Origin of the sequence: Pseudoalteromonas sp. NCIMB 1079 (assembly GCF_040567695.1) — a bacterium.
Lineage (GTDB): Bacteria > Pseudomonadota > Gammaproteobacteria > Enterobacterales > Alteromonadaceae > Pseudoalteromonas > Pseudoalteromonas distincta.
In genome coordinates this window covers 83,180-107,424 of the sequence record NZ_JBEWZA010000001.1, presented here as the reverse complement: position 1 = coordinate 107,424, position 24,245 = coordinate 83,180, and the positions used below count along the sequence as shown (strand labels likewise).

Below are 24,245 nucleotides of genomic sequence, written 5' to 3'. Positions count from 1 at the left end.
GTACTTTTTATCATATTTAGTAAACGATCAAGTAGGGTATATGCTCGCAGTATGTAGCTTATTTATAGGTATAAATTAAACAGTAACAATCTGGTTTATAATAAAAAGCAAACCCCAGCCGAGGCTGGGTTTACTTTAAATCGAGTTTTAGCGTTAAATGCATAAAATGTTTATCTGTGTAATTCGCCAGCACGTTCTGGTTGATAGGTTACTTCTTTTATTTTTACCTTTATTAAGCCGCCACTCGGTTTAGGCCACTCAATTTCATCGCCTTGGTTTAGCCCAAGTAATGCGCTACCAACGGGGGATAATATCGATATTTTATCGCCGCTAGAGTCACTGTTTTTTGGGTACACTAAGGTTAACGTAAATTCTTCTTTAGAAGACTCAACAATAAAGTTTACAGTTGAGTTCATTGTTACAACTGACGATGGCATATCTTTAGGTTCGACTATTGTCGCTCGTGCCAGTTCAGCTTCCAATTCTTCTTTATTAGCAAAGCTACCTGCAGGCAATGATTCCATTAAGTCATACAATCTATCTGCATCGAGTGATGAGATGATTAGTTCAGGTTTTTTATTCATCTTAATATCCTTAATAATTTTTAATAAATAAAATTAACTCTGAGTATGGCTTGGCATGCATTTAAGAAGCAAAGGGATACGCGAAGTCATTTTATTAATTAGCCACACCTGTGGCTTTTACTTTATTTGTGCCCAATAGCTAAAAACCCAGCCGAAGCTGGGTTTTTATTTGAGCTAGGTGTTTAGGGGATGATTACATCATGCCGCCCATACCACCCATTCCACCCATGCCGCCCATATCAGGTGCACCAGCAGATTCGTCTTTAGGGATTTCAGCTACCATTGCTTCAGTAGTGATCATTAGACCCGCAATAGACCCTGCAAACTGTAGCGCAGAGCGTGTTACTTTAGTTGGATCTAGGATACCCATTTCAATCATGTCGTTGTATTCGCCAGTTGCTGCGTTGTAACCGTAGTTACCATCGCCGCCTTTAACTGCGTTAATTACAACTGATGCTTCGTCGCCTGCGTTTGTTACGATTTGACGAAGTGGTGCTTCCATCGCACGAAGTGCAACTTTAATACCGTGGTTTTGATCTTCGTTGTCGCCAACTAAATCAGCTAGCTTGCTAGCAACACGTACAAGTGCAACACCGCCGCCAGGTACTACGCCTTCTTCAACCGCTGCACGAGTTGCATTTAATGCATCTTCAACGCGGTCTTTTTTCTCTTTCATTTCGATTTCAGTAGCAGCACCTACTTTGATTACTGCAACACCGCCAGCTAATTTAGCCATGCGCTCTTGAAGTTTTTCTTTATCGTAGTCAGATGTAGCTTCTTCAATTTGTGCTTTAATTTGAGAAACACGACCAGTAATACCCGCTTCTTCGCCAGCACCGTCAATGATAGTTGTATCATCTTTAGTGATAATTACGCGTTTAGCTGTACCTAGGTCTTCAACTGTTGCTTTTTCAAGCTCTAAGCCGATTTCTTCAGAAATAACAGTACCGCCAGTTAATACAGCGATATCTTGTAGCATTGCTTTACGACGATCGCCAAAGCCAGGTGCTTTAACTGCTGATACTTTAACAATACCGCGCATGTTATTAACTACTAATGTAGCTAGTGCTTCGCCTTCAAGGTCTTCTGCGATGATTAGTAGTGGTTTGCTTGCTTTAGCAACCGCTTCTAATGTTGGTAATAATTCGCGGATGTTAGATATTTTTTTATCTACAAGTAGAATAAATGGGTTATCTAGTTCAACAGTACCTTTTTCTGGGCTGTTGATAAAGTAAGGAGATAAGTAACCACGGTCAAACTGCATGCCTTCAACAACATCTAGTTCGTTTTCAAGTGATTGACCTTCTTCTACAGTAATAACACCACTGTTGCGGCCTACTTTTTCCATTGCTTGAGCAATGATATTACCAATCTCTTGATCAGAGTTAGCTGAAATAGTACCTACTTGTGCAATTGCTTTAGTATCAGAACAAGGAACAGATAACGCTTTAAGCTCTGCAACAGCAGCAATAACTGCTTTGTCGATGCCGCGCTTAAGATCCATTGGATTCATGCCTGCTGCAACAGCTTTAAGGCCTTCATTAACAATAGACTGTGCAAGTACTGTAGCGGTAGTTGTACCATCGCCGGCTGCATCATTTGCTTTAGATGCAACTTCTTTAACCATTTGTGCGCCCATGTTTTCAAACTTGTCTTCAAGTTCGATTTCTTTTGCTACAGATACACCATCTTTAGTGATAACTGGAGAGCCAAATGATTTGTCTAGTACAACGTTACGGCCTTTAGGACCTAATGTAACTTTTACTGCGTTTGCCAGGATGTTTACGCCAGTTAGCATTTTAGCGCGTGCGTCACCTGCAAAAAGTACTTCTTTTGCTGCCATGTTTTAAATTCCTCTAAATTCTTAAATGTTTATAAACGAAAAGTAGGTTTAGCCTACAATGCCTAAAATATTATCTTCACGCATGATCAGGTACTCTTGACCTTCGATCTTTTCAACTTTTTCAACATATGAGCCAAATAACACAGTGTCACCGGCTTTAACTTCTAACGCTCTCACGTCACCGTTATCTAAAACGCGACCATTACCTACGGCTACAACTTCTCCGCGAGTTGATTTTTCAGCTGCAGAGCCAGTTAATACAATACCGCCAGCAGATTTTGTTTCTTCTTCTAGACGTTTAACGATTACGCGATCTTGTAAAGGACGAATGTTCATGTTTTTTAGTTCTCCTAACAGTTTCTGAACAGTACAGAAAAAAGCTTTTCTAATTTGCATTCATTAATGGGGGTAGAGTGTAAAATTCCAAGAGAAAAAATGATAAATTTTTAATCTTTTCGCTCATATTCGCCATCAATAGTCGTTGGTCGTTCCATTTGCCCTTGCTCTCGTTCAGCATGTTGCTGCCCAGCAAACGGCGATGGCCCTTGTTGCCTACCTGCGCTCATTCTAACAGTTGCTTGGCTAGCAAGGCCTGCGGCCAGTTTGTTACGAATTGCAGGCGTTAATAATAGTAACCCAAACACGTCGGTCATAATGCCAGGGGTAAGTAATAATACCCCTGCAATTACAACGCATATTCCGGTAAATAATTCTTTGGCTGGCATTTGCCCTTGCGCCATTTGCGCTTGTACGTTTTGCAGCGCACCCATACCTTGTGTTTTAACCATTTTGGCACCTAAAATCGCGGTAATAACAACAAGTGCAATTGTTGCAAATCCGCCAATCACATCGCTTACTTGAATCAGTAAGGCGATTTCGATAATAGGGATGATGATAAACAACACAAATAAAAATCTAAACATAGCGCTCTCTAAATAATGACACTCAAAAGAGTTGATGAAATATAAATGAGGGTGACTAGGTCTCTTTTCAAGGTTAGGGCATAGGTATAGTCATTTTACTGATATTTAAGCGTCTACACATTGTATCGGCTATCAGATACTATGAAGCTAGACACTGTCCAATAAGAATAGGTTCATAATGACTACGCATTTTAAAATGATTTTTACGACTTGCAAAGACGAAGCAGAAGCACGCAGCCTAGCAAGGGCGTTGGTAGAAAAAAAGCTAGCAGCTTGTGTAAATATTTTACCTAACATGGGCTCTATTTATATGTGGGAGGGCGAAGTAGCAGAAGCAACTGAAGCCAAGCTACTTATAAAAACAAAAGCAGATAAAATGAACGATGTGTTTTTAACAATAAAAGAGCTACATAGCTACGAAGTGCCGGAGATTCAGGTTGTAGAAGTTTCAACTGGTAATTTGGCGTATTTTAATTGGATGGACGAGGTACTGAATTAATGCGTTTTTTCTTTTTATTGTTGGTTACATTATTAACTGTACCCGTAAAGGCTGCGACTAATAATGTGCTTGGTGATCTACTTGGGCCTCCGCAACAGACTTTTTTACCTGTAGACCAAGCGTTTGTTTTTGATTTTGACCAACAAGGCAGTACCTTGTTTGTAGGTTGGGATATAGCGCCAGACTATTATTTATATAAAAAGAAAATAGAAATTATCGCCAAAGGTGCAAACATTCAAGTAGGCGACTCTGGCAGTGGCGAAATTATTGAAGATGAATTTTTTGGTAAAACAGAGGTTTTTTTTAATTCCGCGAGTGTTATTAGTAAGCTAAGTAATGTAACCGAAGGCGCTGTGGTTAAAGTTCGTTACCAAGGCTGTGCAAAAGCAGGGCTTTGCTATCCACCAGAAGTAATTAGCATCCCACTTAATGTTATTAGTGGCGCACAGATTAAAAATGTAGATAAAAATAGCGCCACCGATGAAGTGGTAACTGCGCAAAGTACATTTGCAGCACTTAACGAGCCAGCTACTGAACCTACAACAAATTCGGATGATACCGAAAAAGAGCTTACTTTTACTGAACAGTTAGCAAGTCAGGGCTTAATAACTAATTTACTTATATTTTTTGTTGTTGGTGTAGGCCTTGCTTTTACGCCGTGCGTATTTCCAATGTTTCCTATTTTGTCGAGCTTAATTGCGGGTCAGCAAAACCTTTCAACTAAAAAAGCGTTTGCGTTGTCGTTTGTATATATACAAGGCATGGCAGTTACTTATGCAGCACTAGGCTTAGTTGTTGCGGCGCTTGGTGGGCAAGTGCAGGGGTATTTACAGCATCCATTTGTATTAGTTAGCTTTAGTTTACTATTTGTATTATTGGCTATGTCGATGTTTGGTTGGTACGAAATTAAATTGCCAAGCAGTATGATGAGCAAGCTAACCCAAGTAAGTAACAATCAAAAAGGCGGCAACTACGTTGGCGTATTTTTAATGGGTGTACTGTCGGGATTAATAGCATCACCGTGTACTACTGCGCCACTGTCGGCAGCGCTCTTATTTGTAGCGCAAAGTGGTGATTACTTAGTAGGTGGTTTAACGCTATACGTGCTTAGTTTAGGTATGGGGTTACCACTTTTATTACTTGGTACATCTGGTGGTAAATTACTGCCTAAAGCCGGTGGTTGGATGGAGCAAGTTAAAACCTTGTTTGGTTTTGTGATGCTCGTTGTGCCGCTTATATTACTTGAGCGACTAGTGAGCGCCGACATTATATTATTAATGGCCGGTGTGCTTGCATTAACAACGGCACTTTACCTACATCACTGGCAAAGTAGCCAAACACAAAGCAAGTTAAAAACTGCATTATGGTTTGCTGCAACGCTATTAGTTATGACAGGGTTTACGTTAACTAAAAACTACTTTTGGCCAGTACAAGCTGTGCAAGTAAGCTCACAAAGTAATGAATTTAAAAAGGTGGCGGATTTAGCTGAGCTAAAAGAGGCCGTAGCGCAAGCGAGTAATGAAGGTCGAATGGTTATGGTCGACTTATATGCTGACTGGTGTGTGGCGTGTAAAGAGTTTGAGCATTACACGTTTCCAGATGCCAAAGTGCAAAGTGAATTTAGCCATTATCAGCTAATTCAAGTTGATTTAACTAACAGTGACAATAAAACAATTGAGTTAATGGAAGAGTACACCGTGTTTGGTTTACCTAGTATTTTGTTTTTTAACACCCAAGGTAAAGAGCTAACTACACAACGTGTAACCGGCTTTTTAAACGCAGAAGATTTTGCTAAACACCTTGCTACAGTGCGCGCCAGCGCACAATAATAGTGCAATAGAGCCACTTGGATATACTAAGTGGCTTACGACTCCCTCCTAGTTATTCGTTCCCAAAATAGAGATTGGACCAGTATTTTGCTGCTATTTACATCGAAATCACTATAATAGTTGGTTAACGTGAGAATTTGTTGCTACATTACTTTTTTCTGCTTACTTAAAAGCGAAAAACTACTTAGCAACCGCTTAACTCATTACTTATAGGATATATCGCGTATTATGGCTGCAAAATTTAACCTTTTAGTTATAAATGGTCCAAATTTGAACATGCTTGGCAAACGTGAACCGGATAAATACGGTTTTCAAACGCTAAGTGAAATTATGAGCGAACTAACCAGTGCTGCTGATAGTCTAGATGTTGAGTTAGCACATTTTCAAAGTAATAGTGAGCAAGCCCTCATTGAGCGAATACACAGTGCTTGGCAAGCGGTTGATTACATAATAATTAACCCTGCTGCATTTACGCATACAAGCGTTGCATTACGTGATGCATTGCTAAGTGTTGATATTCCGTTTTTTGAAGTGCACTTAAGTAATGTGCACGCACGTGAAGCCTTTCGTCATCATTCGTATTTTTCTGATGTGGCACAAGGCGTGATATGTGGATTAGGTGCAATGGGTTACCACGCAGCATTAAATGCCGCTGTGAGCCGGTTGAAAAACTCGATTTAATTTTAAATTAACACACAAACAAACAGGCGGGTCGTGTAATGGATATTCGCAAGATAAAGAAGCTTATCGAATTAGTAGAAGAATCAGGTATTGCTGAGCTAGAAATCACTGAAGGTGAAGAATCAGTACGTATTAACCGTAACAACATGAGCGCAGGCCCTGGTTACCCGCAATTTGCTCCACAGCAATATGCACCAGCGCCAGCAGCCCCTGCTCCAGTTGCAGCAGCTCCTGTAGCAGTTGAAGCAGCAGCTCCAGCAGAACCTACTGGCCATCAAGTTAAATCACCAATGGTTGGATCTTTCTATGCAGCAGCGTCTCCTGAAGCTCCAGCGTATGTAGAAGTTGGTCAGCAAGTTAAAGTTGGCGATACGCTTTGTATTATCGAAGCTATGAAAATGATGAACCAAATTGAGTCAGATAAAGCCGGTACAGTAAGAGCTATCTTAGCTGAAAATGGCGAGCCAATAGAATTTGATCAACCTCTATTCATCATTGAATAATAGCGTAACCTAAAAGGCCAACTCTAATGTTAGATAAAGTAGTCATTGCAAACCGAGGTGAAATCGCACTTCGTATATTGCGCGCCTGCAAAGAGCTTGGGATCAAAACGGTTGCTGTGCATTCAACGGCGGATCGCGATCTTAAGCATGTATTGCTTGCAGATGAAACCATCTGTATTGGTAGACCATCAGCAACTGAAAGTTATTTAGATATCCCGCGCATTATTGCTGCGGCTGAAATAACTGACGCTGTAGCGATTCATCCAGGTTACGGTTTCCTTGCAGAAAACGCTGATTTTGCCGACCAAGTTGAGCAAAGTGGTTTTGTATTTATTGGTCCAAAAGGTGACACTATTCGCCTTATGGGTGATAAAGTTTCTGCTATTTCAGCAATGCGTAAAGCAGGCGTTCCATGTGTACCAGGGTCTGATGGTCCGGTATCTGATGATAAAGAACGTAACATGCAAATCGCTAAACGAATCGGTTACCCGGTAATCATCAAAGCCGCTGGTGGCGGTGGTGGTCGTGGTATGCGTGTTGTTCGTAGCGAATCTGAACTTATTGATTCAATTGCATTAACACAGCAAGAAGCTAAGCAGTTCTTTGGTAATAGCATGGTTTACATGGAGAAATTCCTTGAAAACCCACGCCATATCGAAGTTCAAGTATTAGCAGATGGCCAAGGTAATGCAGTACATTTAGGTGAACGTGATTGTTCTATGCAACGTCGTCACCAAAAAGTAGTTGAAGAAGCACCAGCGCCAGGTATTACTGCAGAAACACGTAAATTTATTGGTGAACGCTGTACACGTGCATGTATCGAAATCGGTTACCGCGGTGCAGGTACGTTTGAGTTTTTATACGAAAACGGCGAGTTTTACTTCATCGAAATGAATACACGTATTCAGGTTGAACACCCTGTAACTGAAATGGTTACTGGTATTGATTTAATCAAAGAGCAGTTAAAAATTGCTGCGGGTCAACCATTATCATTCACGCAAGACGACGTTGTTATTCGTGGTCATGCTATTGAGTGTCGTATTAATGCTGAAGACCCTGAAACGTTTATCCCTTCACCGGGTAAAATTACACGTTTCCATCCTGCTGGTGGCTTAGGTATTCGTTGGGACAGCCATATTTACGCTGACTATACGGTTCCACCACATTATGATTCAATGATAGGTAAGTTAATCACTTACGGTGAAAACCGTGACGTAGCTATTGCCCGCGCGCGCAATGCACTTAACGAGCTAGTAATTGACGGAATTAAAACTAATACTCCTTTGCATAAGAGAATTCTTGCAGATGAAAACTTCCAAAATGGTGGTACTAACATCCACTATCTTGAGAAGAAATTAGGATTGTAATTCTAGCCTGTAAAAAGGCGTTTTATCTTAGTTAATAACCCGAGTTATTAAGCTGATTTAAATAATTAAAAATCCGATATCAGGAGACTGATATCGGATTTTTTAATGCCTGTAATTTAAGTTTTATAAGCAATAAAAAAGTCCATAAAATATACTACAAAGAGTAAATTCGATGGACTCAATATTTATATAATATGTTGAACTAACATTACACTAATTTAGATTCAATTAACTGTAGTGCTTCTTCTAAAATTGTTTCTACTGCTTTTTTAGCGCGCTCAGGATCGCGTGACTTTATAGTCTCTAAAATATCAGCGTGCTTAGCAACATCTGCGCCCGGTACACCTTTAATGTGGTTTGTATAACGAATACTTACTCTAAGAGCTGTACTAATAAACTCAGTTAACTGCACAAAAAAGCGATTGTTACTGGCCACTAATATGCTGGTATGAAAAGCAATGTCGGCTTCTAATGGGTCGTCTAAGCCTTCGTCTGCTTCAGCCATACGGGCTAAGGCACTATCTATATCGGCAAGTTGTTCAGCAGTTGCATTTAGTGCTGCAAGAGCGGCCGCTTGTGGTTCAAGGGCTACGCGTACTTGAGTAAACTCTTTTAATAATGACAGTGACGGTTTGCTGCTTAAAATCCAACGTAGTACGTCGGTATCAAACATGTTCCAGCTACTTTCAGGTAATACACGAATACCTTGCTTAGGACGCGATGAAATTAACCCTTTAGCAGAAAGCATTTTTACCGCTTCGCGGGTAGCGCTGCGACTTACATCATACTTTATACATAAATCGGCTTCAGAAGGCAGGCCTTCGCTTACAGGGTAAACACCACGCACAATAGCAAAACCCAAATCGTGGGTTAATTGTTGTGTTAAATTTTGACGGGGTTGGCTTTTCATTGCGCAGGATTCCGAGTTGATACATTGCTTTATTATATATCATATATCATATTAATGTACTTAAGGATATGATATAAACTTTTAATTAGTTAAATATTTTAGCACAGCAATAACAACTTAGTTTGGCTCTTTATACTATAAATGTAAGTTTATAAAGGGTTTAATTAAAATTGAAAATGCGCTGTATGGAGAGTTGAATTTGAACACCCTAGCTCAATATCATAGTCTTTCTGGTAAAGTTATTTTTATTACAGGCGGTGCATCAGGCATTGGTAGAGCAATGGTTAAATCCTTTGTAAACCAAAATGCAAAAGTAGCATTTATAGATATTGATGATAAGGCAGCGCAATCGCTTATTCGTGATTTACCCAATGCAAAACTATGGTATAGGCAAGTTGATGTAACTGACTCTCATGCACTTCAGCAATCACTTGTGGATGCATGCGCCGCTTTTGGTGCCATTAATGTACTAGTTAATAATGTAGCGAACGACCGCCGCCAAGCGAGCGAAGACGTTACAGTGCAAGACTGGGATCAGTGCTTACAAATAAACTTAAACCCTGCATTTTTTGCCTCTCAAGTTGCTATGTCTTTTATGAAAGGCGATGGAGCCGGCAGTATCATTAATTTTAGCTCTATTAACGCGATTATGGGCCAGCCACAAATGGCAGGCTATGTAACCGCAAAAGCAGGCCTTATTGGTATGACTAAGGCACTGGCTCGCGATTACGGCGAGTTTGGTATTCGCGTTAACGCTATTTTACCAGGGTGGGTGGCTACCGACCGTCAACTAGCAAGCTGGTTTACCGAAGAAGAGCAAGTTAAGTGGATGGAAGCCATGGCACTTAAAAAATTAGTAACTCCTGAAGATGTTGCTAATTTGGCACTCTTTTTAGCCGCCGATGAAAGCAGTATGATCACCGGGCAAAGTATTAAAATTGACGGTGGGAGGCTTTAAAGCTTGGCTACTTCATCTCTTTTTATTGCTGTTGACTGGGGCACGAGCCATTTACGCGCTTATTTGTGCGAAGTACGAGCGCAATCAACACTTAAACTATTAGCACAACGTGATGGCCCTGGTGTTGTTAAGGCAAATCAAAATTTTGAGCAAACCCTAATCGACACCATTGCGGTGTGGAAGCAAGAATATGGCAGCTTACCTATATATATTGCAGGACAAATTACCTCAAGCATCGGCTGGCACGAAACGCCTTATTTAGAATGCCCAATTAATCCCGAAGGGTTACTTAATGCTGCTGTTAGCTTTGATTGCGATGGACATATTACTAAAGCGTTACCTGGCACAAAGTGTACGCTGCAAAATGGCTTGTTTGATGTAATGCGCGGCGAAGAGCTGCAAATTTTAGGGTTTTTAAAGCAAAACCCAGAGTATCAACAAGGTAAAATATTACTCTGTTTGCCTGGCACACATACCAAATGGGTGCTTATAAACAATGGCGAAATCATTTGCTTTAAAACAGCCATGACCGGTGAGTTATATGATTTGTTATGTCATCAAAGTGTTTTAATTCCTAACGACTGCGCAGAAGGTGAGTTTGACTTTAAAGCATTTGAGCAAGGCTGTGAGCTAACTTTAGGTAGTGATAGCGGTAACTTGGCACATGGTATTTTTAGTGTGCGTACCCGCCAGCTTTCAAAGGAGTTAACGCCAGTACAAGCTAAAGCCTATTTGTCGGGTGTATTAATTGGCAGCGATGTACGAGCAGCTCGCCACGCTAGTGAATGGCAATTATTAAGTGATACGCAAGTTGTGGTGATTGGCACAAAGCAGCTGAATAAGTGTTTTACTACGGCGCTTAACCAAATAGGTGTGAAGTGTGTTGAGTTTGATATTAAAACAGCGACGCTTAGCGGCTTTAATTATTTATTTAATTTAGAGTCAAAAAAATAAACCCCTTTATAACGGTTAAATTATAAAGGGGTTAACAGGAAGCTATTATAACTTGATAGTTAAGCGCTTTTAGCTGTTTGTTATGCTCAATATAATCATTAAGCGCAGCAACTTGCGCCTCATTAAAACGTAGTCCTAATTTACTGCGGCGCCATAAAATATTGTATGCGTTTTCTGCCCACTCTTCATTTAGCAAGTAATCTACTTCTGCTGCAAATAAACCATGGCCAAAATCTTGGCCTAAATCACTCAGCCCAGTTGCACTACCTAAAATATGTTTAGCACGAGTACCATAAGTGCGTACAAAGCGTTTAAGTGTTATTTCAGGTAGCCATTCGTATTTTGCTTTTAGCTCTGATTTAAGTGCTTCTACAGAGCTAAAATCACCACCAGGGAGCGGACTATGTTTGGTCCACGCATTGCTCATTTGCGGATAAAAATCTTCAAGCTTATTAACCGCAGCTTCGGCAAGTTTGCGATATGTTGTAATTTTTCCGCCAAACACACTCAGTAGAGGTGTTTGTTTAGCATCACTCGAAAGCTCTAATTTATAATCGCGAGTAACGGCTTGTGCATTAACTGATTCGTCATCAAGTAATGGGCGTACACCAGAAAAGGTATGTACTATGTCTTCGCGTTTAATCGGTTGTTTAAAGTAGGTATTAGTAATATCAATTAAGTAATCAATTTCTTCATCACTAATTTTAACGTCTTGTGTTTCACCTTTGTGTTCTACATCGGTTGTGCCAATAAGTGAGAAGTCATCTTCAAACGGAATAACAAACACAATACGCTGATCTTTATTTTGTAAAATATAAGCTTGTTTTTCATCGTGAATGCGAGGCACTACAATGTGGCTACCTTTTACAAGGCGAATATTTTGTGGTGATTTTTCTGTTAGTGCTTCGTCAAATAATTTAGCTACCCAAGGACCCGCAGCATTAACAATCCCTTTGGCAGAAATGGTGTATTTAGCTTTGCTCTTTTGCTGCTCAAGGGTTACCTGCCATTTACCTTGCTCACGTTTAGCATTTACACACTTAGTTTGCGTGGTAATAACGGCGCCTTTTTGCTGCGCTGCTAGGGCGTTTAAAACGACTAGGCGAGAGTCATCAACCCAGCCATCTGAGTATTCAAAACCTTTAGTAATAGAGGGTTCTAAAACGCTATTTTCACCAAATTTAATGCTTCGAGAACCCGCTAGTGTTTCGCGTTTTGCTAGGTTGTCATACATAAACAAGCCAATACGAATCATCCACGCAGGGCGCAGGTGTTTTTGATGCGGCAATCTAAAGGTTAGCGGCCACATAATATGAGGTGCGTTTTTAAGTAGCACTTCTCGCTCTGCTAGCGCCTCTTTTACTAATCTAAATTCGTAATGCTCAAGGTAGCGCAGACCGCCGTGGATCAGCTTAGAACTGTTTGAAGATGTTGCACAGGCAAGGTCTGATTGTTCGCACAATAGAACTTTTAACCCTCTGCCAGCTGCATCAGCTGCTATTCCAGTGCCGTTTACACCGCCACCGATGACTAGTAAGTCATATTCGTTATCTGCTAATTCCACCGAGCTAACCTTTTTATTTGTAATATAAATAAGACATGAATATCATAAAGCTGCTGTTTTCATTTGACAATAGAAAACCCAGATTTTCATTCGTTTATTTTGACGCCAATCCATTTTCAATTTTAAGCAGTAAAGCATGCCTTTTAAATCTAGCATTTAGCTAAGTTAAAAAAGCAAAGTGGCTAAAGTATTAGCCTTAGCCACTTAGTATTTACTGCGGGCAGTTTTTATTCGTTAAGCAGACTTGAGCTACGCAGTGCTGCCATTTTGCGTATAGATCGTTACGCTCGTCGGCACTCATGGTGGGCTCAAAGCGACGGTCGCATGTCCACATTTTAGATAACTGTTCAGTCGACTCGTACACACCTGCTTGCAAGCCTGCTAAATAAGCGACCCCTAAAGAAGTGGTTTCGGTCACTGTTGGGCGCTCAACTGTTGCACCTAAAATATTAGATAAAAAAGTCATAACCCAATTATTTTTTACCATACCGCCATCTACACGAAGCACACTTGGGCGAAGGCCATCACGCTCCATCGCTTTTTGTAAATCTTTGGTCTGGTAACCAACTGATTGCAAAGCAGCCGCAACAATAGTGCTAATACCAGAGTCGCGTGTTAGCCCTAAAATAGCGCCACGCGCATTAGGGTCCCAGTAAGGAGCGCCTAAACCCGTAAACGAAGGCACTAAAAATACACCATGATCGAGCGGTACATCTTTAACCATCGACTCACTTTCGCCAGCATGGCTAAGTAGCTTTAAGCCTTCAACAATCCACTGCATAGTTGCGCCAGCCATAAATATACTGCCTTCAATGGCGTAAGTTGGCTTGCCGTTTAATCTGTAGGCAACAGTGGTCAATAAGCGGTTTTCTGAGGTCAGTGCTTTTTCGCCAGTGTTAAGCATTAAAAAACAGCCAGTACCGTAAGTACTTTTAGCCATGCCTTGTTCAAAACATGCGTGTCCTACAAGCGCAGCTTGCTGATCGCCTGCAATACCACATACGCGAATTGGCGCGCCAAAAATATCAGCGCTGGTTGAACCAAACTCGTCAGCTGAATCCATTACTTCTGGCAGCATAGATTCTGGAATATCGAATAACTCTAGAAGCTCTTGATCCCACTGCTGGGTGTGAATATTAAATAACATGGTGCGCGATGCATTGGTTGCATCGGTGCGGTGCTCTTTGCCACCTGTTAGCTGCCAAAGTAGGTAAGTGTCAACCGTACCGAAGGCGAGTTCGCCTGCAAGGGCTTGTTCGCGTGCGCCTTCAACGTTATCTAAAATCCAACGAACTTTAGTGGCCGAAAAATAAGGGTCGAGCAGTAAGCCTGTTTTATCGCTTATTGTTTGGCAAAGCTCATCAGTTGTTAGGCTTTCGCAATAGTCACTGGTGCGACGGTCTTGCCATACAATAGCGTTATAAATTGTTTTGCCGGTTTTTTTATTCCATACCAAAGTGGTTTCGCGCTGATTGGTGATACCAATGGCAATAATTTCTTCAGGCTTTACATCGTTTTTAGTTAACACTTCGCGACTAGTGCTAAGCACTGTTTGCCAAATATCGTTAGGGTCGTGTTCTACCCAACCATTTTGTGGAAAATGCTGCGAAAATTCTTGTTGTGCTGTACCAAAAACGTCTGCATCTTTTGTAAACAAGATGGCCCGAGAGCTTGTGGTTCCTTGATCAATTGAGAGTATGTATTTGGACATGATATTTGTGTTATTTATCTTATCTTATATATGACTAGGTTGCCTTTAACCGAAGTTAATGGCAATGGTTTTTTCTTAAAATAGCAGATTAAAAAATAAACACGCCAATATTTGCTGGTAACTCTTTTATATAAAAGGCGTTTTATTTTTGCATTATTTTAAGGGCGTATGCGGCTATTGATTAAAACAACCGCTTAAAGCTTATTATTACTTGGTGTGAGGTTTAGCTTGTTGCCAATCCATACCGGTAGAAAAGCGATTATCAAACCCGCGCCACTGTGGCAGCGGCTTACCATCAACAACAGCTTGGTCGCCGTTTTGTGGTAAATCTAAGTATTTACACTCGCGGTCTATGCCTTTTACGTGGCAGTCCATCATGGCAAGTACAAAGTGTTTGTTGGTCTCGTTTAGTGTGCGCATAGACCACGAAGGCTCGTAGTAATGGCCTATATCTAGCTCACTGCTGCTTTGTGCAATAGCAGGGGCTGGGTGTGGTGCTATATTATGGCGTGCATTTTTGTAAGTAAGCATGTACTTATCTTTGCTGCCTGTTTGTTCATAAAGACTTTTAATGCCTTCATAGCCTGAAATGTCATCTAAGTTACCGGCTACATAAAGCGAAGGTACTTTAATATTTTCCATTGCTTTGGCATCAAATATAGCGTGCTGTCCGCCCCATGGTGCAAAGGCCACCATCGCTTTTATACGAGGGTCTATTTTTGGGTTTTGGTATTGTCCACCAGCGCAGCTGTTTAGTAATTGCTGTACTTTTTTAATTTGAGCTGGGTCTTTCATACCCGTAAACATAGCCGTAGTTTGCTCATTAAAAGCGTAACAACCACCTATCGTATTTACCGCGCCATAGCCACCCATTGAGTAACCAATTACACCTGCGCTTTTGTTATCTACCTGCTTGCTGGCAAAGTTGTTTTGCTCATTAAAGTAATTAATTACAAACTGCTGATCGCGTGAGCGATTTATAAGCGTGCTAAAAAAGCCAGAAAACGGTGCGTTTTCAAAATCAACATCGGCATTGGTTGAGTCAGTATGGTCAATAGCTACCACAATGTAACCGTGCGACGCTAAATGCTCGCCAAGGTAGTACATAATTGTACGGTAACCGGTATAACCGTGCGAAAGCACTATCACAGGGTAGTGCTCTTTATTAATGGCGACATCACGCATTGCATCGGCTTGCAAAGTAAACTCTTTACCTGAGCGAGTTTCATCTGTGTAGCTGCTAAGTGGAGCTTTTGCTATATTTGCAGCCGGATACCACACCTCTACTTTTAAAGGACGATCTTTTTGACCTTGTGTAGCGGGGTCAAATTGCGCAGGGTTAACTAAATCAAGTGTTTGCACACCTACATTGTAGCTACCTTTAGCTGCAAGCTCTGGCAGTACTTCGCTAGTGATTGGCGGGTATAGCTGCTCTGGTTTATTAGATTCAGCAACAGCTACACTAGCAGATAAACTGCACGTTGCAAGTAATATGGCTTTTGAAAGCGCCTTGAGTGTGTGTGTCATTGTGTGTCCTTGTTGTGTATTTTTATTTTTTAATTTGTCAGTTCAGCCGACTCGACGACATTGCTATATTGCAGCAGCCACTGTGCTCGCAAGGTATCCATTATGTTCATAACTCGTAAGCTAGTACTGAGGGGCAACACGCTGCTTTGGGTTTGTTTTTGTAATATACACTGCGTTACATGTGCAATTTCAAACTTAAAGTTTTCATCGTCACTAAAGTTGTATTCAAAGTACTGAGGGTCTTGGTCGTTTATGTGTAGCTTTAGTGTTTTTGCACCTACAAACTGAGGTATTCGAATATAGCCAAGCTCACCATTAATACATGCTTCTGTTGGGCCATTTTGCTGCAGTGCGCTGGCAAGAGATGCAAATTGCCCGTTACCGTAATCAACTATAGCAGTGCTTCGCTCATCAACGCCGGTTGTGCTTTTATGTACAAAGGAGTTGATGTGTTCAGGGGCTTTATTAAATACCACATCAGCAATCGAAATAGGATAAATACCTAAATCGAGCAGGGCGCCACCCGCTGTTACAGGGTTCATTAATCGGTGAGTGTCGGCAAAGCTGCCAGGTAAACTAAAGTTGGCATTAACACTGTGCACATTACCAATAACACCTTCACTTAGGAGCTGTTGTAATTTTACTATGGCTGGTAAAAACCGCATCCAAACGCCTTCCATTAAAAAGCAGTTTTGTTGCTTGGCAAGCTCAGTGAGACTTTGCAACTGCTTAGCATTAACGGTGATTGGTTTTTCGCTTAGCACGTGCTTATTGTGTTTTAAGCATTGGGCGATAGTTTTAAAGTGTTGATCGTGCGTATTAGCAATATAAATAGCGTCAATGTTTGGGCATTGAATAAGTGCTTGATAGCTCTCATAGCCTTGAATATTGTACGATGTGGCAAATTCTTTAGCGCGCTGCATACTCGTTGATGCAGCGCCAATAAGCTGTGCATCACTACAATGCGCAATGCTTTTAGCAAAGGTGTGAGCTATATTGCCACACCCAATAATTCCCCAATTAACCTTTGCCATGCTTGTTCCTTAAGTTTATTTAAAAAGACGTAATTTGTAATCCTGAACCCGCTGAACATACGTAAATATCAGCATTTAAATTAAAGCGTTCAAAGTAATGCTTTTCTACGGCTGCTTTAATTAGTGGTACTTCTGCATCACGACATAAACATACAATTGCGCCACCAAAACCACCCCCTGTCATACGAACTGCGCCACGCTCGCCCATCGCTTCTTTACAAATTTCTACTAAGCCATCGGTTGCAGGTACGGTTACTTCAAAGTCGTGTTTAAGTGATTGATGCGATGCTGCCATTAGCGTGCGAAGTGCATCCATATCGTTATTTTGTAGTGCAGTAGTTGCTGCAATTACACGGTCGTTTTCGCTAATTACGTGGTGTGCACGTTTATATTCGTTTTCGCTTAATGTCGCTTTTACTGCTTGCAGGCCAGCCATGGTGGCTTGGCGAAGTGTTTCTACACCCATTTTTACAGCAGCTTGTTCGCAGTCAATACGGCGCTGGTTGTATTCGCTATCAACCAACTTACGCGGGTAGTTTGAATTAACAATAACAATATTTAAATCATCAGGAACTTTAACTGATTTAGTTGCGAGGTTTTCACAGTCGATTAATAGTGCATGACCGTTCTCGCCTTTAGCTGAAATAAGCTGATCCATAATGCCGCATTGGCAATGCATAAAGTCGTTTTCGGCTTCTTGGCCAAATAGCGCAATTTGCTCTGGCGGTAAACCAAGCTGTGCAATATGGTTAAACATACCGCCTACAGCAACTTCTAGTGCGGCCGATGACGACAAGCCACTACCTTGCGGTAAGTTGCTGTCAATAAGTAGGTTGGCGCCACGCAGTGTGTAGCCCGCTCTTTTAAGAACATAAGTAACAGCACGAATGTAGTTACCCCATTGCGACTGGCCTTCAGTGATTTCTTCATCAACGCTAAAGCTGTCTTTTTCGCCTGGGTAATTTAAAGAATGCACAGTAATAATATTGTCGTCGCGTTCTTTAAACATCACTTGGGTACGAAACTCTAACGAACACGGTAAAACAAAACCGTCGTTGTAGTCGGTAAATTCGCCAATAAGGTTTACACGCCCCGGTGCTGCAGCAATACCTTGAGCAGGCGCGCCATACAGTGACAAAAATTGTTGTTGGAATTCGTTAAGCTTCATCTGTGTTTCCTGCTGTATCTTTATAGTGTGTTGTACTGGCTGCTTTTAAAATAGAAGCAGCGGTTTCTGCGCTTAAATCGCGTTGGCTTTCGCCTAGCATTTCGTAGCCTACCATGTGTTTTTTAACAGTAGCAGAGCGAAGTAGCGGCGGATAAAAGTGTGCATGTAAGCGCCAATGTTGCTCATCAGAGCCTCTGTTAGCGGGTGCATTGTGCCACCCCATAGAATACGGGAAGCTGCAATTAAATACGTTGTCGTACTTAGTGGTTAATACTTTAAGTGCCTGTGCTAAAGCGTCTGTTTGCGCATCGTTTAACTGGCTAAAGTTTTGAATATTATCTTTAGTTACTAGCATTGTTTCAAACGGCCACGCTGCCCAAAATGGCACCACAACAAGCCAATGTTCGTTTTCAAATACAACACGTGTTTGATCCGCTTGCTCTTTTTGTGCGTAATCGGCAAGCATAGCTGTGCCATGCTTTTAATAATAAGCAAGCTGCTGGGTATCTTCGGCTTCTATTTCGGTTGATAAATGCGAGTGAGCCCATACTTGGCCGTGAGGATGAGGTTGCGAACAACCCATGATCTCGCCTTTATTTTCAAAAACTTGTACGCATTCGTACTGCTGTGCAAGCTCTGTGTAATTTTGTTTCCAGGTTTTTACTACTTCGTGCAATGCATCGTGCTCAAGCTCTGGAAGTGTTTTATTATGCTCTGGAGAAAAACAAATTACGCGGCATTCGCCACTGGCTTCGTCGGCAATAAATAAATCGCTGTCAGATTCTAAGCTTTGTAATTGCTCGCCGGCATTAGGCGTTAATGCACCAAAGTCATTTCTAAATACGTGTGTGTATTTATAATCAGGGTTACTGTCGCCATTTGCACGGGTATTACTTGGGCAAAGTGGGCAGCCTTCATCGTGTTTTGGTAATACGTTTTCGTTAACGGCTTCTGTTGCGCCTAACCATGGGCGGTTATTACGATGTGGTGACACTAATACCCAACGACCCATTAGCGGATTTTTACGTCTGTGAGTACTTTCTAATAAAGCCATGTTAACTCTCCAACCCACTTGGGTAATTAGTTTGCCAGCGCCATGTGTCGTTTGTCATGTCGCTAAGTGTTAGTTCTGCGTACCAGTTAAGTGTGTTTTGCGCTTTTGTAGCATCGGCGTAGTTACAGGCAATATCACCTGCTCGGCGCGGTGCAATCTTATACGGAATATCTTTATTGGCTGATGCGCTAAATGCGTTGATCATATCAAGCACAGAATAACCTTGCCCTGTGCCTAAGTTGTAAGCATGAAAAGCGGTATCTGTTTTATGCTGTATAAAAGCGGCAACGTGGCCTTTCGCTAAATCTAAAACGTGAATATAGTCGCGCACGCCGGTGCCATCTTCGGTGTCGTAGTCGTCACCAAAAATATTAACCATGTCGCGTTTGCCTACTGCAGTTTGAGCAATAAATGGCATTAAGTTATTAGGAATACCATTAGGGCTTTCACCTAACAAACCACTTGGGTGTGCACCTACTGGGTTAAAGTAACGAAGCGCAATACCCATAAATTTGCTGTTGGCATTACATACATCTTGCATGGCTTGTTCAACCATAACTTTAGTCCAACCATATGGGTTAGTTGCGCGTATAGGATGCTTTTCGTCAATAGGGAGGTAGTCTGGCTCGCCGTACACAGTAGCCGATGAGCTAAATATAATATGGTTAACGCCTTCATCTTGCATGTTTTGTAGCATGCTTAATGTGCCCGACACATTATTTTGATAATAACGCAGTGGTTGCTCAGTTGATTCGCCAACGGCTTTTAAAGCCGCAAAGTGAAAAACAGCTTCGGCTTTAGTATGTTTTAGGGCGAGTTTAAATTGTTGCTCGTCTTGAATGTCACCCAATATAAACTCAAACCGAGTACCTGTAATCTTTTCGAGTTGGTCAAGTACCCGCGCACTTGCATTAGACAAGTTATCATAAATAACAGGCGTAATACCTGCTTCATGCAATGCATGTCTGGCTACCTATGTAACCCATGCCGCCAGTAACTAAAACTTTCATGTTATTTCTCAAAAAGTGTATTTATATGATAAATACCACTATTAAGGTGGTTTAAAAACAATAGTTATGATTGCTGAGTAATTCAAATAAAAGCATAAAAAACATTCAGCTTAAACACTCATCTGCCTTTTAAAGGAATGCTTTTATATTAACTAACATAGGCTTAGCTTTATCAATTAATTCTATAAACTGATTCAACTATTGGCCTAATTATCAGCAGTAAGTCGGGGTGCTAATATAGCGAAAATAAAGTAAGGAGAGATCAACATGAACAAAACAATTTTACTTACCGGCGCTACCGATGGCATTGGGCTAGAAACCGCAAAGATGTTATTAGCACAAGGTCACACCGTATTATTACATGGCCGCAGCCAAGCAAAGCTCAGCGCGCTACAAGTAGCTTTAACCGAACAATACCCAAATGCGAGTACACACACTTATATTGCTGATTTAAGCGATATGAGCCAAGTTCAAACTTTGGCACAAACTGTATTAACCGACTTGGCCGAAAATAATAACCAGCTCGACGTGCTAATTAATAATGCAGGCGTTTATCAATTAGTTGATGCTACAACAATTGATGGTCTTGATGCTCGCTTTGTTGTAAACACGATTGCGCCATATCTTCTTACAAAACTATTATTACCTGTTCTTGGTCATGATTCGCGAGTGGTTAATGTATCATCAGCTGCGCAATCAAGCGTTAACTTAAATGCACTTATAGGTAACACTGAACTTTCTGATAGTGCGGCTTATGCACAAAGTAAATTGGCTATTACTATGTGGTCACGTCATTTAGGGCTTGAGCTTAAAGATACTGGGCCATTAGTTGTATCGGTAAACCCTAAATCGTTACTGGGAAGCAAAATGGTAAAAGACGCTTACGGTATAGATGGTGGGGACTTAAAAATTGGCGCAGATATTTTTTGTCGCGCAGCGCTTAGTGATGAATTTAAAGATGCCGCAGGCCTGTATTTTGATAACGATACAGGACGCTTTGCGCCTCCTCATGTTGATGCACTTAATAATGCTAAAAATCAACAACTAGTAGATACGTTAGACAGTATTTTAGCACAGCTTAAATTAGGTAAAGCATAATGAAAAATCATGTTACCTGGACAGTACAAGGCCAAATTAAAGAAGGTAAATACGATGAGTTTTTACTGGTAATGGCACAGTTAGTTACTTTGGCTAAAAGTGAAGCGGGCACTTTAGTGTATGAGTGGGCAGTAAGTGAAGACAAGCGCAATGTACATATTTACGAGCGTTACCAAGATGAAGATGCTGCTAAAGCGCACCTTGCTGGTTGGGACAAAAGTGGCCCACTATTTTTAAGCGTAGTTGATATGGATAAAATAACGGTATTTAGTCAACTATCAAAAGAGTTTGCGCAAGCCTTTGCAGGCCCAAGCAGTGTATTTATGAAACCTGTGGGTGGCTTTGTAAAGTTTTAGAGAAAATACCCATTGTTGATCTAAAGAGCTCACCTCATCAGTGAGCTCTTTTTTTAGTGGCATTACTGCTCTTGCTGCAAGCGTTCGTATAGCCAATCTTTTAGTTCTGTACGTTCGTGTTTTAGTTGATGCATTTGCTCATCGCTTATGGGCGCATCTTTGAGCTCTAATACCCTAATCTCTTTATCTAGCTTGTCGTACTTATCTGCTTTTTTTGCAAATTCAGTATCGCTTTCATTTAACTCGGCAATGGTCTTTAAGTACTCTGGAAAGTCATTTGTTAATGAGTGGTCTTCGCCTAACATATTCGCTCCTTAGTAGGATATAAATGAGCTCACAAGTAAGTGAGTTGTATAAGTGAATTACTGCCTTTCATATAATACACTGGGGCTTACATAGATATAATTCAACCATCGAGCCACTAATTTGATGTAGCGCAAACAATCTGTTTATTTTGCTCAGTAAGGCATTTCACCAAAGTATTTAGTAGTGCGATCAATAAATGCACGTACTTTAGAGGTCAATAATTTATTGTTGGGGTATACAGCCTACGTAGGTGTATTAACTAGTCGTAAAAAGCTTAGGGTTCGATATTATTACTCAAGGTGCAAGGAATCTCTGGCTAGAGAAAATAAATTTAAATATCATCATGATTCAATACGTTAGTAAATCTCTTAACCAGAGTTCAAGTTAAGTAAACCAATACCCGCTAAAGGCTTTTAAGCATTTTAGCTAAAAGAGTTAATTTTTAACGCTTTTTGCTAATTTATGTTGGTTAATTAATAGTGGTAGAATGCAGCACTTAGTACCACTTGTGTAAAGTAGTGGTCAATAATTTATAAGGTCTGTTGTGTAATGCTGTTGATGATCGATAACTACGATTCGTTTACTTACAACTTAGTGCAATATTTTCAGCGTTTAGATCAAGACGTTTTAGTAAAACGTAATGATGAGCTAAGTATTGCACAAATAAAACAGTTAAACCCGCAGCACATCGTGTTATCGCCAGGGCCATGCACCCCTAACGAAGCGGGTATTTCACTAAATGTTGTTGAGCAACTAAAAGGGCAATATCCTATTTTAGGGATTTGCTTGGGGCATCAAACTATCGCACAAGCTTTAGGTGGAGATGTAATTCGTGCTAAAAAAGTAATGCACGGTAAAACATCACCCATAGTTCATACTAATAAAGGGGTGTTTAAAGGCTTAGCTAATCCGTTAACGGTATGTCGTTATCATTCTTTAGTGGTTAAAGCGCAAACTCTGCCTAAAGAGCTTGAAGTAACCGCATGGACTCAAACTGAGCAAGGCGAGTTTGACGAAATTATGGGGTTGTTACACAATGAACTTGCTATCGAAGGTGTGCAGTTTCACCCCGAGGCTATTTTAACTGCTCAAGGCTTAGAACTGCTTGATAACTTTTTAACTCGCTTCTAATGTTATAATACACATAGCATTTTATACTTTATTAATGGATGTCATGACTGAACTTGTAGCCCAGCAGCGTACTGCCAAAATACTAAGCCAACGAGCTCATGACTTATTGCTTGGGCATAGCTTTGCGCATCAGCAAATTGGTTTCATTCATACATTAGATATAGATTACGGCGAACCCATGAAGCAGCGTACCTTGCTTCAGGTTGAAGTGGCCGCACAGAATAAACGCCAGCAAAGCAGTACTGCACATCATAAGTACCGCGCTCAAGCCAGTGAGCAACTGCACAAAACAATTGAAACAGCTATATATAAGCAGCTCGAAGATATAGATGGCGTAATTCATAGCACCATAGGTATTGAAGATGGCATTGCGAATATACTCGATATATTAGCGGTAAAGTCAGCGTCGGTAGGGCGTTTAGAGCCATTGGTTAATGATATAAATTGGTTGGGTAGGGAGTTAGTAACGCTCGTTAATTTACCTTACTATCGTAATCAACGTAGTAAAAACACGTCTGTAAAAGTAGATAAGCCATCGCTCGCCCTTCGTTATATTGGCCTTGATAACTTACAGCTAGTTATTCCTACATTTGCTGCTCGTCATTGGATGCCACATAGCACCGAACCATTTTCGTTATTAAAACGTCGTTTACGTGACAGTGCCATGGCAAACGCCATTGCTGCGCAAAAAATTGCACAAATTAATAATGTAAATGACGTTCATGCATTTACCCTAGGTATGCTTTTAGATGTAGGGCGAATTGCATTAGTGCGCTTGTACTTAAAAACGTTTGAGCAAATATGGCAACGTAAAGTACAGCTAGCCCGAAATGAAAACCAAAAAGATTTACACACCGCTTTATTAGAGCTTCAGCCCGACCCGCTATTTTTAACTACTCTACTTAGCAATAAATCGATAGAAGTAAGCGCTAAGGTAATAGACAAAATGGCTTTTAAATATTTACCGTTTAAAGGGGTAATGCAGCAGCTAGTAAATGGGGTAGATAAGGGCGATACATTACTGCCATTAACAGAAGTAATGCTAAAGGCACGGTGCTATTCACAATATCTTAATTTAAAAGAACATCAACTTATTGAACCTGATGAAGCTCTAAGCTGGTTTTCGCACTTTAAGTTCACTAAAACGGAACTAAAAACCCTCCAATCGAGTAATTTTACCAATTTAGCTATTCAAATTGACTAAAAATCTGAATTTTTTGTTAATTTTTTTGCGA

At 40.8% G+C, this 24,245-nt stretch carries 22 protein-coding genes and 2 pseudogenes; 11 read left to right on the top strand and 13 right to left on the bottom strand.

Features of this window, described 5'->3' with window-relative positions; translation table 11 throughout:
* Window positions 1-170: 170 nt before the first annotated feature.
* The 4 genes from rnk to ABX891_RS00480 all read right to left on the bottom strand — a co-directional run bounded on the left by rnk (window position 171) and on the right by ABX891_RS00480 (window position 3,350).
* Window positions 171-584: a nucleoside diphosphate kinase regulator gene (gene rnk, locus ABX891_RS00495; protein WP_010555031.1), complete on the bottom strand. Its 414-nt coding sequence runs from the start codon at window positions 582-584 to the stop codon at window positions 171-173.
* A gap of 193 nt (window positions 585-777) precedes the next feature.
* Window positions 778-2,427, bottom strand: a complete 1,650-nt coding sequence (gene groL / locus ABX891_RS00490; protein WP_354628711.1) for a chaperonin GroEL — start codon at window positions 2,425-2,427, stop codon at window positions 778-780.
* Window positions 2,428-2,475: 48 nt separating this feature from the next.
* Window positions 2,476-2,763 (bottom strand): co-chaperone GroES, encoded by a 288-nt coding sequence (locus ABX891_RS00485; RefSeq protein WP_002958836.1) that lies wholly within the window; start codon window positions 2,761-2,763, stop codon window positions 2,476-2,478.
* 110 nt (window positions 2,764-2,873) lie between these two features.
* A complete protein-coding gene (locus tag ABX891_RS00480; RefSeq protein ID WP_002958838.1) occupies window positions 2,874-3,350 on the bottom strand; it encodes an FxsA family protein in 477 nt (158 codons plus the stop codon).
* Window positions 3,351-3,528: 178 nt separating this feature from the next.
* Here ABX891_RS00480 and cutA point away from each other — a divergent pair, with 178 nt between their 5' ends.
* From cutA to accC, 5 genes are all read left to right on the top strand, one after another.
* Entirely contained in the window at window positions 3,529-3,849 is a 321-nt protein-coding gene (cutA, locus tag ABX891_RS00475) for a divalent-cation tolerance protein CutA (protein WP_002958839.1), read from the top strand.
* Window positions 3,849-5,678, top strand: coding sequence for a protein-disulfide reductase DsbD (locus ABX891_RS00470; protein WP_354628710.1), 1,830 nt, complete (start codon window positions 3,849-3,851; stop codon window positions 5,676-5,678). Before cutA ends, ABX891_RS00470 begins: the two co-directional genes overlap by 1 nt.
* 228 nt (window positions 5,679-5,906) lie before the next feature.
* Window positions 5,907-6,359: a type II 3-dehydroquinate dehydratase gene (gene aroQ / locus ABX891_RS00465; protein WP_002958841.1), complete on the top strand. Its 453-nt coding sequence runs from the start codon at window positions 5,907-5,909 to the stop codon at window positions 6,357-6,359.
* Between the two features lie 38 nt (window positions 6,360-6,397).
* Window positions 6,398-6,862, top strand: coding sequence for an acetyl-CoA carboxylase biotin carboxyl carrier protein (accB, locus tag ABX891_RS00460; RefSeq protein WP_002958842.1), 465 nt, complete (start codon window positions 6,398-6,400; stop codon window positions 6,860-6,862).
* 26 nt (window positions 6,863-6,888) lie between these two features.
* Window positions 6,889-8,229 carry an acetyl-CoA carboxylase biotin carboxylase subunit gene (gene accC, locus ABX891_RS00455; protein WP_002958843.1) on the top strand — a complete coding sequence of 447 codons (1,341 nt, stop codon included), beginning with the start codon at window positions 6,889-6,891 and terminating at the stop codon, window positions 8,227-8,229.
* Between the two features lie 208 nt (window positions 8,230-8,437).
* Here accC and ABX891_RS00450 read toward each other — a convergent pair whose 3' ends face one another.
* Window positions 8,438-9,139: a FadR/GntR family transcriptional regulator gene (locus ABX891_RS00450; protein WP_024596672.1), complete on the bottom strand. Its 702-nt coding sequence runs from the start codon at window positions 9,137-9,139 to the stop codon at window positions 8,438-8,440.
* Window positions 9,140-9,338: 199 nt separating this feature from the next.
* Between ABX891_RS00450 and ABX891_RS00445 the strand changes: the two genes are divergently transcribed.
* Both ABX891_RS00445 and ABX891_RS00440 read left to right on the top strand, forming a co-directional pair.
* Complete coding sequence (locus ABX891_RS00445; RefSeq protein ID WP_002958845.1) at window positions 9,339-10,097, top strand: SDR family NAD(P)-dependent oxidoreductase; 759 nt, start codon at window positions 9,339-9,341, stop codon at window positions 10,095-10,097.
* A 3-nt stretch (window positions 10,098-10,100) separates the two neighbouring features.
* The gene (locus ABX891_RS00440) at window positions 10,101-11,051 is read left to right on the top strand and encodes a 2-dehydro-3-deoxygalactonokinase (RefSeq protein ID WP_354628709.1); all 951 of its coding nucleotides are present in this window, start codon (window positions 10,101-10,103) and stop codon (window positions 11,049-11,051) included.
* Between the two features lie 31 nt (window positions 11,052-11,082).
* Here the strand turns inward: ABX891_RS00440 and glpD are convergent, their stop codons facing one another.
* The 7 genes and pseudogenes from glpD to galE form a co-directional block, all read right to left on the bottom strand.
* Window positions 11,083-12,615, bottom strand: a complete 1,533-nt coding sequence (gene glpD / locus ABX891_RS00435; RefSeq protein ID WP_354628708.1) for a glycerol-3-phosphate dehydrogenase — start codon at window positions 12,613-12,615, stop codon at window positions 11,083-11,085.
* Window positions 12,616-12,826: 211 nt separating this feature from the next.
* Window positions 12,827-14,326, bottom strand: a complete 1,500-nt coding sequence (gene glpK / locus ABX891_RS00430; protein ID WP_033013631.1) for a glycerol kinase GlpK — start codon at window positions 14,324-14,326, stop codon at window positions 12,827-12,829.
* Between the two features lie 207 nt (window positions 14,327-14,533).
* Entirely contained in the window at window positions 14,534-15,853 is a 1,320-nt protein-coding gene (locus ABX891_RS00425) for an alpha/beta hydrolase family protein (protein WP_354628707.1), read from the bottom strand.
* A 29-nt stretch (window positions 15,854-15,882) separates the two neighbouring features.
* Window positions 15,883-16,887 carry a Gfo/Idh/MocA family protein gene (locus ABX891_RS00420; RefSeq protein WP_354628706.1) on the bottom strand — a complete coding sequence of 335 codons (1,005 nt, stop codon included), beginning with the start codon at window positions 16,885-16,887 and terminating at the stop codon, window positions 15,883-15,885.
* A 19-nt stretch (window positions 16,888-16,906) separates the two neighbouring features.
* The gene (galK, locus tag ABX891_RS00415) at window positions 16,907-18,055 is read right to left on the bottom strand and encodes a galactokinase (RefSeq protein ID WP_354628705.1); all 1,149 of its coding nucleotides are present in this window, start codon (window positions 18,053-18,055) and stop codon (window positions 16,907-16,909) included.
* A pseudogene (locus tag ABX891_RS00410) lies at window positions 18,045-19,109 on the bottom strand (UDP-glucose--hexose-1-phosphate uridylyltransferase). Before ABX891_RS00410 ends, galK begins: the two are co-directional and overlap by 11 nt.
* 1 nt (window position 19,110) lies before the next feature.
* A pseudogene (galE, locus tag ABX891_RS00405) lies at window positions 19,111-20,119 on the bottom strand (UDP-glucose 4-epimerase GalE).
* Window positions 20,120-20,386: 267 nt separating this feature from the next.
* Between galE and ABX891_RS00400 the strand changes: the two are divergent.
* Entirely contained in the window at window positions 20,387-21,217 is an 831-nt protein-coding gene (locus ABX891_RS00400) for an SDR family NAD(P)-dependent oxidoreductase (RefSeq protein ID WP_354628704.1), read from the top strand.
* Window positions 21,217-21,573 carry a putative quinol monooxygenase gene (locus ABX891_RS00395; RefSeq protein ID WP_354628703.1) on the top strand — a complete coding sequence of 119 codons (357 nt, stop codon included), beginning with the start codon at window positions 21,217-21,219 and terminating at the stop codon, window positions 21,571-21,573. Before ABX891_RS00400 ends, ABX891_RS00395 begins: the two co-directional genes overlap by 1 nt.
* 62 nt (window positions 21,574-21,635) lie before the next feature.
* Here the strand turns inward: ABX891_RS00395 and ABX891_RS00390 are convergent, their stop codons facing one another.
* A complete protein-coding gene (locus ABX891_RS00390) occupies window positions 21,636-21,878 on the bottom strand; it encodes an HP1242/YdcH family protein (protein ID WP_007580070.1) in 243 nt (80 codons plus the stop codon).
* Window positions 21,879-22,428: 550 nt separating this feature from the next.
* Here ABX891_RS00390 and ABX891_RS00385 point away from each other — a divergent pair.
* Together ABX891_RS00385 and ABX891_RS00380 are read left to right on the top strand one after the other, a co-directional pair.
* Window positions 22,429-23,010 carry an anthranilate synthase component II gene (locus ABX891_RS00385; RefSeq protein ID WP_024596662.1) on the top strand — a complete coding sequence of 194 codons (582 nt, stop codon included), beginning with the start codon at window positions 22,429-22,431 and terminating at the stop codon, window positions 23,008-23,010.
* Between the two features lie 43 nt (window positions 23,011-23,053).
* Entirely contained in the window at window positions 23,054-24,214 is a 1,161-nt protein-coding gene (locus tag ABX891_RS00380) for an HDOD domain-containing protein (RefSeq protein ID WP_354628702.1), read from the top strand.
* Window positions 24,215-24,245 lie beyond the last annotated feature (31 nt).